Raw genomic sequence first — 14,438 nt, 5'->3', positions numbered from 1 at the left:
GATGCAGCGCGTGGAGATCATCCGCGCGCTGCTGACCGACCCCAAGCTGCTGATCCTCGACGAGCCGACCTCGGTGCTGACACCGCAGGCGGTGGTCAAGCTGTTCGTGGTGCTCAAGAAGCTCGCGTCCGAGGGCTGCAGCATCCTCTACATCAGCCACAAGCTGCACGAGATCCGCGAGCTCTGCACCGCCTGCACCGTGCTGCGCGGCGGCAAGGTCACGGGCGTGTGCAATCCGCAGAACGAGACCAACGAGTCGCTGTCGCGGCTGATGATCGGCGCCGAGCCGCCGCCGCTGCAGCACCGCGAACTCAAGGCGGGCGCGGTGGCGCTGCGCGTGAAGGCGCTGACGCTGGCGCGCGAGGACCAGTTCGGCGTCGACCTCGACCGCGTGTCGCTCGACGTGCGCGCGGGCGAGGTGGTGGGCATCGCCGGCGTCTCGGGCAACGGCCAGAAGGAACTGCTCTATGCACTGTCGGGCGAGGACACGCGCGCCGAGGCCGGGATGATCGAGGTCTTCGGCCAGGCTGCGGCCCGGCTGCGTCCGCGCCAGCGCCGCGCGCTGGGCGTGCACTTCGTGCCCGAGGAGCGGCTGGGTCGCGGTGCGGTGCCCACGCTGGGCCTGGCGCACAACATGCTGCTCACGCGCAGCAACGCGGTCGGCCGTGGCGGCTGGATCCGCACCGGCCAGCTCGCGCAGCATGCCAGCGAGATCATCCGGCGCTTCAACGTCAAGGCCGGCGGCCCGCACGCGGCGGCGCGCTCGCTGTCGGGCGGCAACCTGCAGAAATTCATCGTCGGGCGCGAGATCGACGCCAACCCCAGGCTGTTCATCGTGTCGCAGCCGACCTGGGGCGTGGACGTGGGTGCGGCCGCGCTGATCCGCAACGAGATCCTGGCGCTGCGCGACGCCGGCTGCGCGGTGCTGGTGGTGAGCGAGGAGCTCGACGAGCTGTTCGAGATCAGCGACCGGCTCTACGTGATCGCCAAGGGGCGGCTGTCGCCCTCGGTCGACCGCGCCGACGCGACCGTGCCGAAGATCGGCGAATGGATGAGCGGCCTCTGGGACGCCCATGGCGCACCCGCTGTCGCCAAGGAGATGGCCCATGTTTAAGCTCGAACCCCGCCCGCAACTCTCGCGTTTCTGGACCTACGGTTCGCCGATCCTTGCGCTGCTGATCACGGTGGTGATCGGCGTGGCGCTGTTCGCGCTGCTCGGCAAGGACCCGGTCAAGGGCCTGGGCGTGTTCTTCTGGGAGCCGATCAAGAGCGGCTACGCGCTGGGCGAGCTGATGGTCAAGGCCACGCCGCTCTTGATCATCGCGCTGGGCCTGGCCGTGTGCTTCCGCTCCAACGTCTGGAACATCGGCGCCGAAGGCCAGTTCGTCATGGGCGCGATCTTCGCCGGCGGCGTGGCACTGCTGGCCGACAAGAGCACCGGCCCGTGGATCGTGGTGCCGATCCTCATGGCCGGCATCCTGGGCGGCATGGTGTGGGCCGGCATCGTGGCTTTCCTGCGCGACAAGTGCAACGCCAACGAGATCCTGGTGAGCCTGATGCTGGTCTACGTCGCGACGCTGCTGCTGGGCTACATGGTCTACGGGCCGTGGAAGGACCCGGCGGGCTACAACTTCCCGCAGACCAAGACCTTCGACGCGGTCACGCAGATCCCGCGGCTGATCCAGGGCTCGCGCGTGAGCATCGGCCTCCTGATCGCGCTGGTGGGCGCGGGCGCGCTGTGGGTCTTCCTGTTCCGCACCCGCGCCGGCTTCGCGCAGCAGGTCGGCGGCCTGGCGCCGGCGGCCGCGCGCTATGCGGGCTTCTCGGCGCGGCGCGCGGTCTGGATCGCGCTGCTGACCTCGGGCGGCGCGGCCGGCCTGGCGGGCGCGCTCGAGGTGGCGGGCCCGATCGGCCAGCTCACGCCCTACGTGCCCGCGGGCTACGGCTTCGCCGCCATCATCGTGGCCTTCGTCGGCCGACTGCATCCGGTGGGCATGATCTTCTCGGCCATCCTGATGAGCATGTTCTACATCGGCGGCGAGCTGGCGCAGTCGCGCCTGGGCCTGCCCAAGTCGCTGACCGGCGTGTTCCAGGGCCTGCTGCTGTTCTCGCTGCTGGCCTGCGACACGCTGATCGTCTATCGCGTGCGCCGCAAGGCCGCGGCCAAGGCGGCGTCGGCCGCCGCCACCACTTCTTCGCTGCAAGCCAGCACACCACTCACCGCGCCCGTCGCGCGCACCACCGGGGGACAAGTCTGATGGACTCCTACGCACTGCTCATCGGCTCCTCGCTGAGCGCCGGCACCGTGCTGGCGATCGCGGCGCTCGGCCTGCTGATCAACGAGAAGGCCGGCATCGTCAACCTCGGCGCCGAAGGCATGATGCTGTGCGCCGCCATCGCGGGCTTCGCGACGGTGGTGACCACGCACAACCCCTGGCTGGGCTTCCTGGCCGGCATGGCGGCCGGCGCGGCGATGGCCGCGATCTTCGGCGTGCTGGTGATCTGGCTCAACACCAACCAGTACGCGACCGGGCTCGCGCTGAGCCTGTTCGGCGTCGGCTTCTCGGCCTTCGTCGGCATCAACTTCGTGCAGGCCAAGCTGCCCGACAGCGTGTCCTATGCGCTGCCGGTGCTGGGCGACATCCCGCTGGTCGGCCCGGCCCTGTTCCGCCACCACCCGATGGTGTATTTCGCGGTGGCGCTGACCCTCGGCCTGATCTGGTTCCTCTACCGCACGCGCGCCGGCCTGGTGCTGCGCTCGGTGGGCGAGTCGCCCGAGTCCGCGCATGCGCTGGGCTATCCGGTGCGGCGCATCCGCTTCATGGCGGTGGTCGCGGGTGGCGCGCTGTGCGGGCTGTCGGGCGCCTACCTGTCGACCGTCTACACGCCGCTGTGGGTCGAGGGCATGGTGGCCGGCCGCGGATGGATCGCGCTGGCGCTGACCACCTTCGCCACCTGGCGGCCGACGCGCGTGCTGCTGGGGGCCTACCTGTTCGGCGGCGTGTCGATGCTGGGCTTTCATCTGCAGAGCACCGGCGTCGACGTGCCCAGCCAGTTTCTCAGCATGCTGCAGTACATCGCGCCGATCGTGGTGCTGGCGCTGATCTCGCGCAACCCTGCCTTCATCCGCATCAACATGCCGGCTTCGATCGGGAAACCCTTCTACCCCGGCTCATAATCTGTTTCCTTTCGTTTCTTCGCCAACCCGTCCTTCGAGGATTTAGACCAATGAATGATTTGAACAAGCGCTCCCTGCTCAAGCTGGCCGCCGTCACGGCCGTCGCTTCCGCCGCCCTGATCGGCTGTGGCAAGAAGGAAGAGCCGGCGGCCGCCGCACCGGCCCCTGCGCCCGCACCGGCCGCGGCTGCTGCGCCGGCTGCCGCCGCGCCGCTCAACATCGCATTCGCCTACGTCGGCCCGGTGGGCGACGGCGGCTGGTCCTTCGCGCACGACAACGGCCGTAAGGCGCTCGAGAAGGAATTCGGCGACAAGATCAAGACCACCTTCGTCGAGAGCGTGCCCGAGTCGGCCGACGCCGAGCGCGTGTTCCGCGACCTGGTGGGCCAGGGCAACAAGCTGATCTTCGGCACCACCTTCGGCTACATGGAGCCGCTGCTCAAGGTCGCCGCCGACAACAAGGAAGTCAAGTTCGAGCATGCCACCGGCTACAAGACGGCCGAGAACATGCGCACCTACGACAGCCGCACCTACGAAGGCGCGTACATGGCCGGCATCATCGCGGGCGCGATGACCAAGTCGAACACGCTGGGCGTGGTCGGCTCGGTGCCGATCCCCGAAGTGCTGCGCAACATCAACAGCTTCACGCTGGGCGCGCAGTCGGTGAACCCGAAGATCACGACCAAGGTGGTGTGGGTCAACGAATGGTTCAGCCCGCCGAAGGAAACCGAAGCCGCCACCGCGCTGATCAACGGCGGCGCCGACGTGCTGTTCCAGAACACCGACTCGCCGGCCGTGCTCAAGACCGCACAGGAAAAGGGCAAGCGCGCCTTCGGCTGGGATTCCGACATGACCGCCTACGGTCCCAAGGCCCACCTGGCCTCGGCCGTGATCAACTGGGGCCCGTACTACATCAAGGCCACCCAGGACGCGCTCGACGGCAAGTGGACCACCGGCCAGAGCTGGTGGGGCGTGAAGGAAGGCGCGATCGACCTGGTGTCGGTGGCTGAAGACGTGCCGGCCGACATCAAGGCCAAGGTCGACACCGTGAAGGCCGGCCTGAAGGACGGCAGCTTCTCGATCTGGAAGGGCCCGATCCTGGGCCAGGACGGCAAGGACGTGGTCGCGGCCGGTGCCGTGGCCGACGACAAGTTCCTCTCGGGCGTGAACTTCTACGTCAAGGGCGTCGAAGGCAAGGTGCCGGGCGGCGACAAGAAGTAAAAGCACAAGGCAAAGCCAACTGCTTCACGGGCCGCACCTGCAAGGGTGCGGCCCGTTGTCGTTTTCGGGGGGCTTGGCGGTCTAGGATGGTCTGGCATGGCCCGCATTTTTTGTGCGCTATGCACGACTTCTCTATAAGACTGTCAGGGAGAAAACAATATGGCTACAAGTCCTCGAGCCGGGCTGGCGCCCGCGTCCGCTGCAAATGGACGCTCTGGCAATGAGCTGAGCGGTCGGCAATGGGTTTCAAGATTTCCGAGTGGAACATCGATCAATGATCTGACACCGGTGTTCAGGCGAAGCGTCGACAGCTTCATTGGCGCCATCCAGGCTGCCGGCGGATCGGTGAGGATTTCAGCAACCTATCGGCCGAAGGAGCGCGCCTACCTGATGCATTACGCGGCGGCGATCGCCAACGGGGCCATTGCCGCGGAACGTGCGCCGGCAATGGTTGGCGTCAACATCGAGTGGAACCACGGCTCGACCGAGCGCTCGCGGGCCGCGGCTCGGGAGATGGCATCGGCCTATCAAATCGTCTATCCACCCGCGCTGGTATCCCGCCATACGGAGCGAAGCGCGATTGACATGGCCATCTCGGGGCTGAAGAACAAGAAGATCAAGGACGCTTCGGGCCGCGAAGTGTTGATCAAGAAAGACAGCGACCTTCATGCCGTGGGTGCTTCCTATGGCGTCAACAAACTGCTGAGCGACCCCTCGCATTGGTCCGACAATGGCTTCTAAAAAGTACATCATGCCGATGGTGCTGTTCGCCGCCCTCGCCGCGTCGGCCGCGCCACCTGCTGCAGGGCTGATCGAAGTACGCCCGGACGGGATGCGCACCTTGTTCACGACCGAGCGCCTGCACCGCAACGACCAGGTCGTTGCGCAATCTGCCGAGTCGCAGGGCATTGCGAAATGCTGTGTCGCCTTGCGCATCCTTGGACCGCAACGACGAAGGTCCGATGTCTCGGATGAGTTGACGGGGCGTCGGGTGAGGGCGTACGCCTTGCCGTCATTGAAGGCGCCCGATACGCTGCCTTACCTGGGGGGGGCGCTGGTGTTCCACGCGAGAGACGAGGATGCAAGCCAGGTCGAACACGCGCTGTCGGGTGATCCAGCAGGCAAGGCGTTGCCGACCGTCTGCATCAGCAGCGAGGGGGCGCATCTGCTGCAATGGCTTGACGGCAAGCCCAAGGCGCACCTCTACATGCATTTCGACTATGCCGTCGAGCCGAGCTGCAGCGAGGACATGCTCAAGAAATCTCATTGAGCGCGAATCGCCGGCGCAGCGCTACCGCCCGCTGCCCAGCCGATCGATCAGCACCCGGCTCGCCGCATTCAACCCCACCACCTCGACCACGCTGCCGTGCTTGCGCAGGCGCTGCACCACGGTGTCGAGCGCCTCGACCGCGGTGACGTCCCAGAAATGCGCCTGCGTCACGTCGATGCGCACCGGGCGGTTCTCGGTGTCGCGGGTGTCGAAGGCGTCGACGAACAGTTCGGCCGAGGCGAAGAAGACCTGGCCGGTGACACGGTAGACGCGGGTGCCGTCGGGGGCGTCGTCCGCGATGGCCACGCCCATCAGCCGCGCCACCTTGAAGGTGAAGAACACGCCGCTGAGCATCACGCCCACGGCGACGCCGGCGGCGAGGTTCTCGGTCGCGACGGTCACCGCGACGGTGACCAGCATCACCGCGCTCGACACGCGCGGGTGGCGCACCATGCCGCGCAGCGAGCCCCAGTCGAAGGTCGAGGCCGAGACCATCACCATGATCGCCACCAGTGCGATCACCGGCACCTGAGACACCCAGGGCTTGAGCAGCACCATGAGGATCAGCAGGAAGGCGCCGGCGAACAGCGTCGACAGCCGGCCGCGGCCGCCGTAGCGCACGTTGCTCACCGTCTGGCCGATCATCCCGCAGCCCGCGATGCCGCCGAACAGGCTGGCCGCGACGTTGGCGATGCCCAGGCCGGTGCATTCGCGGTTCTTCGAACTGGGCGTGTCGGTGAGTTCGTCCACCACCTTGGCCGTCATCATCGATTCGAGCAGGCCGACCATGGCGATGGCCAGCGCCGGCAGCGCGATCAGGCGCAGCGTGGCCAGGTCGAGCGGCACGTCCGGCCAGCCGAACATCGGCAGTGCATCGGGCAGCCGGCCGAGGTCGGCCACGGTCTTCACCGGCAGGCCGGCCACGGCCGCCAGCACCGACAGCACCACGATGCAGACCAGCGGAGAGGGCACGGCCGAAGTGAGCCGGGGCAGCAGGTAGATGATCGCCAGGCCCAGGATCAACAGGCTCCAGGTCGCGCCGTTGGCGCCCACCAGGTGCGGCATCTGGGCCGCGAAGATCAGGATCGCGAGCGCGTTCACGAAGCCGGTGCGCACCGAGGACGAGACGAAGCGCATCAATGCGCCGAGCCGCAGCAGGCCGAACGCGACCTGCACCAGGCCGGCCAGCGCACCGGCGGCGAGCAGGTAGGCCAGGCCGTGCGACTGCACCAGCGGCGCGGCCACCAGCGCGACCGAGCCGGCCGCCGCCGAGATCATTGCCGGGCGGCCGCCGGTGAAGGCGATCACGATGCTGATCACGAAGGAGGCGAACAGGCCGACCGAGGGGTCAACGCCCGCCACGAAAGAGAAGGCGATGACTTCGGGGATCAGCGCGAAGGTGGCGACGGCGCCCGCCATGAGTTCGCGGGGGATGCTTGGCGCCCATTCGGCGCGCAGTCGGGAAAAGGACATCGTGAAAGCAGACAGTGCGAAAAAATTCTGGTAAGGGCCGATTGGTGTCCCAGGTATCCACTGCTCAATATTTGAGCGGACTAAGGTTTCTTCTTTTAAAACAACGACTTGCGTCCTCTTTACAAGGAATCGCCTGAGTTATTCACAGAGTTACCCAAGTTTTGTGGGGAGAACCCTGGGGTTCAGCCGGCGCTGGTCAGGCGTGGCGCCCTGTCGCTGCGGCGCAGCCAGGTCGGATGCCGGCCCAGTTGAAGTTGCACCAGCGCCAGCAGGGCCAGCAAGGGCAGCGCCAGTTCGAGGACTTCCTCGAGGCCCAGCAACAGATAGTGCAGGGCGGCCGGCACTTCGCGCAGCAGGCCGGAATCGACCAGGATGCCTGGCAGTTCGTCGAGGACTTTGATGGTCACGATGGCAACCCCGAAGGAGACGGCCGTGCGGGTCGCGGCGCGCCAGCGGCGGCGCGCCAGCGCGCTGCGCCAGACGCCGTGCGAGCGGCGCAGCAGCCAGCCGGCCGCGACGGCGATCGGCGCCAGCACGGCCAGCGCCACTGCGATCTGCCACAGCGCGCCGCCGCTGTAGAAGCGCGCCTTCAGGATGCTGACGCCGAACAGCGCGACGTGCAGGCCGGCCTCGTTCGCGGCCAGGGCCAGCAGCACGATGACCAGGGCGCCGGCATCGCGCTTCGACCACGCCGGCGGACGGCCCTTGAGCACGAACAGCGCCGCGACCAGGTAGCAGATCAGCGTGCTGTTCCCGATGGCGCCGCCCTGCTGCAGCAGGGTGGGCTGGAAGGACAGGGGCGTGTTCAATCCGACCCAGGTCGCGACCAGCGCGAAGCCGACCAGCAGCCAGGGGCCGAAGCGCGGGTGGGACAGGGTCTGCATCAGCCCCACCAGTTGCGGTTCGGCGTTCTCCCGCAGGCGCCCGGCGCCCGTCAGCACGGCCTGCGCCGTCAAGGCGATGCAGCCGCCGAGCACGGCGCCGGCGACGACGTCCAGCGGGAAATGAACGCCGACGTAGACCCGCGATACGGCCGTCAGCAATGCCATGGCCAGCACGGCCCGGCCGATGGTCCGCAGGCGCCGGTCGGCCAGCAGCATGAAGGCGACGGTGAACATCACCGAGGCATGGGTGCTGGGCAGGCCGGGGCGCGCGTCGTGCTGGATGTGCAGGGGGCTGAGCCCGAGCATGAAGGGCCGGGGCATCGCGAGCACGGCGGCGATCTCGCGGGAGAGCAGCGAGGCCAGTCCCGCCACCACCAGGATCAGCGCGAGCCGGGTGCGCACCGCCGGCTGCATCCAGGCGGCCCCGACGATCAACGCGGCGCACAGCCAGGTGGAGCCCTCGGCGAGCAGCGAGGCGATGCGCAGCAGGGCGGGGTGGGGCGCGAAGCCCGCGCCCATCCAGTCGAACAGCACCAGGTTCAATGCGTTCAACGTCCGCCTCCCGGGGCGCCGAGGGCTGCAACCATTCGCTTCGACATGACGACCACTCTTTTTCCGAAAAACGTCGGACCCGGCGACCGACGGTGGTGTCGGCAAAAAGGCGTCCATTGTCGCTGCGCCGGAAATCGATTTAGAGTTCCGGCATGAACCCCCACGATTTCAAGATTCCCGCCGAGCGCCTGCCCGAGCTGCTGTGCGCCATGCCCAAGGCCGAACTGCACATGCACATCGAGGGCTCGCTCGAGCCCGAGCTGATCTTCGCGCTGGCACAGCGCAACGGCGTCGAGATCCCCTATGCGAGCGTCGAGGAACTGCGCCAGGCCTACGCCTTCACCAATCTCCAGAGCTTCCTCGACATCTATTACGCCGGCGCCAGCGTGCTCATCGAGGAACAGGATTTCTATGACATGGCCTGGGCCTACCTCGAGCGCGCCGCGGCCGACAACGTGGTGCGCACCGAAATGTTCTTCGACCCGCAGACCCACACCGCGCGCGGTGTCGACGTCAAGGTGGTGATCGACGGCCTGCACCGCGCCTGCGTCGATGCCGAAGCCAGGCTGGGCGTGAGCGCCGCGCTGATCCTGTGCTTCCTGCGCCACCTGAGCGAGGAAGAGGCCTTCGAGACGCTCGAACAGGCGCTGCCCTACCGGGACAAGTTCATCGGCGTCGGCCTCGATTCGAGCGAGGTCGGTCATCCGCCCGAGAAGTTCGCCAAGGTGTTCGCACGCTGCCGCGAACTGGGCCTGCACCTGGTGGCGCATGCAGGCGAGGAAGGCCCGCCGGCCTATGTGTGGAGCGCGCTCGACGTGCTGCATGTGGAGCGCATCGACCACGGCGTGCAGAGCGCCAAGGACCCGGCGCTGATGGCGCGCCTGGCCAAGGAACGCATCCCGCTGACCGTGTGCCCGCTGTCGAACCTCAAGCTCTGCGTGTTCCCCGACCTGGCGCAGCACAACCTCGGCACGTTGCTCGACGCCGGCCTGTGCGCCACCGTCAACTCCGACGATCCGGCCTACTTCGGCGGCTACATGAACGAGAACTTCCTGCAGACCTTCGCGGCCACCGGCCTCACGGCGCAACACGCCTGGCAGCTCGCGGCCAACAGCTTCGAAGGCAGCTTCATCGACGACGCGGCCAAGGCGCGCTACATCGATCGCCTGAACGAGACCTTCGCGCGCTTCGCCGCCGCCTGAAGCGCCGTCACTCGACCTGCACGTTCGCCTTCTTCACCAGCCGGGCGTAGCGCTCCTGCTCGGTCCTGAAGAACTGCGCCGCGGCCTCGGGCGTGGTGGGGGCGATGAAGTTGTCCTGCCGCGCCATCGCGGCCTTGACCTCGGGGTCGTTGAAGGCGGCGACGATGGCGTCGTGCAGCCGCTTGACCTGCGCGGCCGGCAGCTTCGCCGGCCCCACCAGCGCGAACCAGCCTTCGACGTCCACGCTCGGGAAGCCCTGCTCGGCGATGGTCGGCACCTCGGGCAGCGAGGCCACGCGCTGCTTGCCCATCACGCCGATGGCGCGCAAGGTGCCGGCCTTGAGGTGGCCCTGCACCGCGGGCACCGCGCCCACGCCCATCTCGACCTGGCCGCCCACGATGTCGGCCAGCATCGGACCCATGCCTTTGTACGGGATGTGGCGCACCTCGACGCCTGCGGCCTCCATGTACATCTCGCCCGCCAGATGGATGATGGTGCCGTTGCCCGAGGAGCCGTAGTTGTAGGCGCCCGGCCTGGCCTTGAGGAAGGCCTGCAGTTCCTTGGCATTCTTCGCCGGCACCTTGGCCGGGTTCACCACCAGCACGAAGGGCGAGCCGCCGATCACGGTGATGGGCGTGAGGTCGGCGATGCCGTCGTAGGGCATCTTCTTGAACACGCTGGGGTTCACCGCGTGGTTGTTCGACACCACGCCCACGGTGTTGCCGTCGGGCGCGGCCTTGACCACCGCCTGCGTGCCGCTGATGCCGCCCGCGCCGGGCAGGTTCTCGATCACCACCGGCTGGCCGCCCAGCGCCTTCGACAGCGCGACCTGGGCCGAACGCATGATGGTGTCGACGCCCGAGCCCGCCCCCACGGGCAGGATCACGCGCAGCGGCGTGGTGTTCTGTGCGCTGGCCAGCCCGATTGCCGCGCACAGCGCGGCGGCGCCCAGGGCGAGCAGGGTGCGGCGTGCAATGGCTGTGTTCATTTCTTTGTCTCCGTCTTGTGTCAATCGAATGGGATTCAGCGCGCGTTCAGTCCGGCCAGCACTTCGTCGGTGTGCTCGCCGATCTTCGCCAGCGGCTGCCGCACGCCCGGCCGCCGGCCACCCATGAGCAGGGGCAGCAGCACGACCTGCGTCGGGCTGCCGTCCTCGGCCTGCATCGGCGGTGCGGGCTCGCCGGTCATGAGGAACTGTTGCACATGCTGGGCCGAGAGGAAGGCGCAGTTCTCGAACAGCGCGCTCTGGATCTCCTGGCCGCGGCCGGTGCGCTCGCGCTCGCGCAGCGCGGCCAGCACGCCGATCGCGCCGAACATGCCGCCCATGATGTCGTTCACGCTGGTGCCCGCGCGCAGCGGCCGGCCCTCGGGGCCGGTCATGTACGACAGGCCGCCCATCATCTGCACCACCTCGTCGAGCGCGGTGCGGTGTTCGTAGGGGCCGGGCAGGAAGCCCTTGTGGCTCACGTAGATCAGGCGCGGATGGCGCGCCGACAGCGTGGCGTGGTCCAGGCCCAGCTGCGCCATCAGGCCGGGGCGGAAGTTCTCGAGCATCACGTCGCACTGGCCGATCAGCTCGATCGCGGTGGCGAGGCCCTCGGGCGTGCGGATGTCGAGCACCACGCTCTTCTTGTTGCGGTTGAAGCTGCGGAAGAAGCCGATGCCCAGGCCCGGCAGCTGGCGTGTCTTGTCGCCACCGGGCGGCTCGACCTTGATGACCTCGGCGCCCAGGTCGGCCAGGATCATGCCGCAGGTCGGGCCCATGACCATGTGGGTGAATTCGACGACGCGCACGCCTTCGAGCGGCAGGCCGGTGGCGGTCGGGGAAGTGCTCATGGAAACGTTTCTTTCAGTGCGCCGCGGCGCGTGGGAAGGTCTTCGGCAGGCCGGCCCGCCACAGCGCGCCGTTCGTCTGCTCGCCCGCGAGCCAGCCCGCGACCTTGGCGCGCAGCGCGAGCAGCGCGTCCATGTCGAGGCCGGTGTCGATGCCCATCGCGGCCAGCATGAAGCCCAGGTCCTCGGTGGCGGCGTTGCCGCTCGCGCCGGGCGCATGCGGACAGCCGCCGATCCCGGCCAGCGAGGCGTCGAAGCGGCTCACGCCCAGCTGCGCCGCGGCCAGCACGTTGGCCAGTGCCAGGCCGCGCGTGTCGTGGAAGTGGCCGCAGCAGAAGCGGTCGCCGGCGATCTTCAGCGCCTGATCGAACAGCCGGCTCACCGACAGCGGGTCGGCATAGCCCACGGTGTCGGCCAGGCTCACGCGGTCGGCACCCGCATCGAGCAGGGCCTGCAGCAGGCGCAGCACCTCGGCCGGTTCGACCGCGCCCTGCAGTGTGCAGCCGAAGGCCGTGCCCACGCCGCCCTCGATCAGCGTCTTGCGGCCCGAGGCGTCGCGCGCCGCGCGGATGCGGCCCAGCTCGGCCACCACCTCGTCGGGCGTCTTGCGCAGGTTGGCCAGGCTGTGGGCGTGGCTGGCCGACAGCGGCAGGATCATCAGGTCGGCATCGCCCTCGAGCGCGCTCTCGGCGCCGCGCAGGTTGGGCACCAGCACCGAGGCCGAAAGGCCCGGCAGGGTCTTGGCATAGGCCAGCAGCTCGGCCGTGTCGGCCAGCTGCGGCAGCAGGCGCGCCGGCACGAAGGAGCCGACCTCGATCTCGCGCTGGCCCGCGGCCACCGCGTCGCGCAGCCATTCGCGCTTGCGCTCGGTCGGCAGCACCGTGGCGATGCTCTGCAGGCCGTCGCGCAGGCCGACTTCGCGCACCGTGGCGCGGGCGGGCAATCCATTCATCGTGTGTCTCCGGGTCGGGCCGCAGGCTGCGGCACGCTGTCGGAGAACTATAGGAATTCCCGATCGCTGGCTAAAGTGGTAAATGGGAACAGGCAAAATTCCGGATCGGAATCTCTCACATCCAGCCCATGCAAGACCTCGATCTCAAGATCCTGCGGCTGCTGGTGGCCGTGTGCGACCACCGCAGCATCAAGCAGGCGGCGGCGCAGGAGCACATCGAGCCCTCGGCCATCAGCAAGCGCATCGCCCAGCTCGAGCATCAGCTGGGCGCGCCGCTGCTGGTGCGCGGGCGGCGCGGCGTCGAGCCCACGCCGGCCGGGCTGGCGCTGCTGGAGCATGCGCGCACGCTGCTGTTCACCCTGGCGCGCATCGAGTCCGACGTGGCGGCCTTCGCGGGCGGCATCCGGGGCCAGGTGCGGCTGGTGGCCAGCGCCTCGGCCATCGCCGAATCGCTGCTCGACGACGTGGCGGCCTTCATGCGCGAGCCGGCGCATCGCGACATCAAGGTCGACATCGAGGAGCGCTTCTCGCGCGACCTGGTGCGCATGGTGCGCGAGGGCAGCGCGTCGCTGGGCGTGTGCTGGGACAGCATCGGCTTCGAGGGCCTGCAGCACCGGCCCTACCGGCGCGACGAGCTCGCGGTGGCGGTGCACCCCGACCATCCGCTGGCGCGCAGGCGCACGCTGCGCTTCGAGCAGACGCTGGACTTCGAGCACGTGGGCCTGCCCCCGGCCACGGCGGTGCACACCATGCTGCACCGCGCTGCGGCGCGCGCCGGCCGCACGCTGAGCTACCGCGTGGTGGTGTCGAACTTCGACGCCGCGCTGCGCGTGGTGGCGGCCAACCTGGGCATCAGCGTGATCCCGCGCCAGGTCGGCCTGGCCTCCGCACGCATGGGCATGGTCAAGGTGATCCCGCTGCAGGAGACATGGGCGCGGCGGCGCTTCGCGATCTGCTACCGCGAGGCCGAGAGCCTGCAGCCCGCGGCCGCGAAGATGGTGGAGTTTCTGGTCAAGAAGGGCGAGGCCGAGGAGGCCGGCGCATGACGATCACCATCCGCGGCGCCGAGGCCGCCGACGCCCCCGCGCTGCGCGCGCTGTTCCTGCGCTCGCGCCGCGAGACCTTCGTGTGGCAGCCCGCCGAGGCCTTTGCGCTGGCCGACTTCGACGCGCAGACGCAGGACGAAAGGCTCTGGGTGGCGCAGGACGAGGCGGCGCGGCCGGTCGGCTTCATCGCGCTCTGGGAGCCCGAGCAGTTCATCCATCACCTGTATGTGGACCGTGCATGGATGGGGCGCGGCGTGGGCCGGGCCCTGCTGCATGCGCTGCCGGGCTGGCCTCGCACGCGCTTCGTGCTCAAGTGCCTGAGCCGCAACGAAGCGGCGCTGGGCTTCTATGGCGCGTGTGCTTTCACCGAAATCGGCCGCGGGGGCGAGGGCGACAGGGCCTACCTGCTGCTGGCCTCGCGCGCTGACGGCGCGGGCTGAGCGCGCTACTTCCGGCAGTCCCCACCCATCGAGACCGAACCGTCCCGGCACTCGGTGACGATGGCCGCACCGCGCGGCTTCGGGGCCGCCGTGCTCTGCGAGGGGCCGGTGGCGTCGGTCGTCTCATAGACGATCTTCTTCGAGCCCAGCTCGCAACTGCCCACGACCTTGCCCTTCGCGGTGGCGTTGGCGTCGACCGTGGTGACGCTGAAGTGCGCCACGCCCGCCGCGGCAATGCGCGACTCGATCTGTGCGCGCAGCGTCTCGCAGCTCGCGCCGGTGTTGTTCTGCGCGTGGGCGGCGCCGGTGAGCATCAGGGCCGCCAGCCCGAGGTATGGCCAGGCGGAAGCGTGTCGTTGAAGGAGATTTCTTTTTTCCATGAAGTCCA

The 14,438-nt window shown here is 68.6% G+C and carries 15 protein-coding genes; 9 read left to right on the top strand and 6 right to left on the bottom strand.

Going from position 1 to position 14,438, the window contains the following annotated elements; all coding sequences use genetic code 11:
- From K0H49_RS04320 to K0H49_RS04295, 6 genes are all read left to right on the top strand, one after another.
- A partial coding sequence (locus tag K0H49_RS04320; protein WP_257624583.1) for an ABC transporter ATP-binding protein occupies window positions 1-1,114 on the top strand: 1,114 nt, incomplete at its 5' end.
- Window positions 1,107-2,258: an ABC transporter permease gene (locus K0H49_RS04315; RefSeq protein WP_219209890.1), complete on the top strand. Its 1,152-nt coding sequence runs from the start codon at window positions 1,107-1,109 to the stop codon at window positions 2,256-2,258. The genes K0H49_RS04320 and K0H49_RS04315, both read left to right, overlap by 8 nt.
- On the top strand, window positions 2,258-3,178 hold the full coding sequence (locus K0H49_RS04310; RefSeq protein WP_219209889.1) for an ABC transporter permease: 921 nt from the start codon (window positions 2,258-2,260) through the stop codon (window positions 3,176-3,178). The genes K0H49_RS04315 and K0H49_RS04310 overlap by 1 nt, the downstream gene beginning before the upstream one ends.
- Window positions 3,179-3,228: 50 nt before the next feature.
- Window positions 3,229-4,398, top strand: coding sequence for a BMP family ABC transporter substrate-binding protein (locus tag K0H49_RS04305; protein WP_219209888.1), 1,170 nt, complete (start codon window positions 3,229-3,231; stop codon window positions 4,396-4,398).
- Between the two features lie 288 nt (window positions 4,399-4,686).
- Window positions 4,687-5,139: a hypothetical protein gene (locus K0H49_RS04300; protein ID WP_374122303.1), complete on the top strand. Its 453-nt coding sequence runs from the start codon at window positions 4,687-4,689 to the stop codon at window positions 5,137-5,139.
- Between the two features lie 10 nt (window positions 5,140-5,149).
- Entirely contained in the window at window positions 5,150-5,668 is a 519-nt protein-coding gene (locus tag K0H49_RS04295; protein WP_219209887.1) for a hypothetical protein, read from the top strand.
- A 21-nt stretch (window positions 5,669-5,689) separates the two neighbouring features.
- On the opposite strand, the gene K0H49_RS04290 is transcribed toward K0H49_RS04295, so the two are convergent.
- Together K0H49_RS04290 and K0H49_RS04285 are read right to left on the bottom strand one after the other, a co-directional pair.
- Window positions 5,690-7,141 (bottom strand): SulP family inorganic anion transporter, encoded by a 1,452-nt coding sequence (locus tag K0H49_RS04290; protein WP_219209886.1) that lies wholly within the window; start codon window positions 7,139-7,141, stop codon window positions 5,690-5,692.
- A gap of 182 nt (window positions 7,142-7,323) precedes the next feature.
- A complete protein-coding gene (locus tag K0H49_RS04285; protein ID WP_219209885.1) occupies window positions 7,324-8,577 on the bottom strand; it encodes a phosphatase PAP2 family protein in 1,254 nt (417 codons plus the stop codon).
- A 152-nt stretch (window positions 8,578-8,729) separates the two neighbouring features.
- Between K0H49_RS04285 and K0H49_RS04280 the strand changes: the two genes are divergently transcribed.
- Window positions 8,730-9,779, top strand: coding sequence for an adenosine deaminase (locus K0H49_RS04280; protein ID WP_219209884.1), 1,050 nt, complete (start codon window positions 8,730-8,732; stop codon window positions 9,777-9,779).
- 7 nt (window positions 9,780-9,786) lie between these two features.
- Here K0H49_RS04280 and K0H49_RS04275 read toward each other — a convergent pair whose 3' ends face one another.
- From K0H49_RS04275 to K0H49_RS04265, 3 genes are read right to left on the bottom strand one after another with little or no spacing between them, the layout of a single operon-like run.
- Window positions 9,787-10,767 (bottom strand): tripartite tricarboxylate transporter substrate binding protein, encoded by a 981-nt coding sequence (locus K0H49_RS04275; RefSeq protein ID WP_219209883.1) that lies wholly within the window; start codon window positions 10,765-10,767, stop codon window positions 9,787-9,789.
- Window positions 10,768-10,802: 35 nt separating this feature from the next.
- A complete protein-coding gene (locus K0H49_RS04270) occupies window positions 10,803-11,615 on the bottom strand; it encodes a CaiB/BaiF CoA transferase family protein (RefSeq protein ID WP_219209882.1) in 813 nt (270 codons plus the stop codon).
- Window positions 11,616-11,628: 13 nt separating this feature from the next.
- Complete coding sequence (locus tag K0H49_RS04265; protein ID WP_219209881.1) at window positions 11,629-12,564, bottom strand: hydroxymethylglutaryl-CoA lyase; 936 nt, start codon at window positions 12,562-12,564, stop codon at window positions 11,629-11,631.
- A gap of 128 nt (window positions 12,565-12,692) precedes the next feature.
- Here K0H49_RS04265 and K0H49_RS04260 point away from each other — a divergent pair, with 128 nt between their 5' ends.
- The gene (locus tag K0H49_RS04260) at window positions 12,693-13,610 is read left to right on the top strand and encodes a LysR family transcriptional regulator (RefSeq protein WP_219209880.1); all 918 of its coding nucleotides are present in this window, start codon (window positions 12,693-12,695) and stop codon (window positions 13,608-13,610) included.
- The gene (locus tag K0H49_RS04255) at window positions 13,607-14,050 is read left to right on the top strand and encodes a GNAT family N-acetyltransferase (RefSeq protein ID WP_219209879.1); all 444 of its coding nucleotides are present in this window, start codon (window positions 13,607-13,609) and stop codon (window positions 14,048-14,050) included. The genes K0H49_RS04260 and K0H49_RS04255 overlap by 4 nt, the downstream gene beginning before the upstream one ends.
- Before the next feature lie 5 nt (window positions 14,051-14,055).
- Here K0H49_RS04255 and K0H49_RS04250 read toward each other — a convergent pair whose 3' ends face one another.
- A complete protein-coding gene (locus tag K0H49_RS04250) occupies window positions 14,056-14,364 on the bottom strand; it encodes a DUF1161 domain-containing protein (RefSeq protein WP_257624582.1) in 309 nt (102 codons plus the stop codon).
- Between the last annotated feature and the right edge of the window lie 74 nt (window positions 14,365-14,438).

The sequence above is a fragment of the Variovorax boronicumulans genome (genome assembly GCF_019352895.1).
Classification (GTDB): Bacteria; Pseudomonadota; Gammaproteobacteria; order Burkholderiales; family Burkholderiaceae_C; genus Variovorax; species Variovorax boronicumulans_A.
This window is presented reverse-complemented; position numbering and strand designations above follow the sequence as displayed.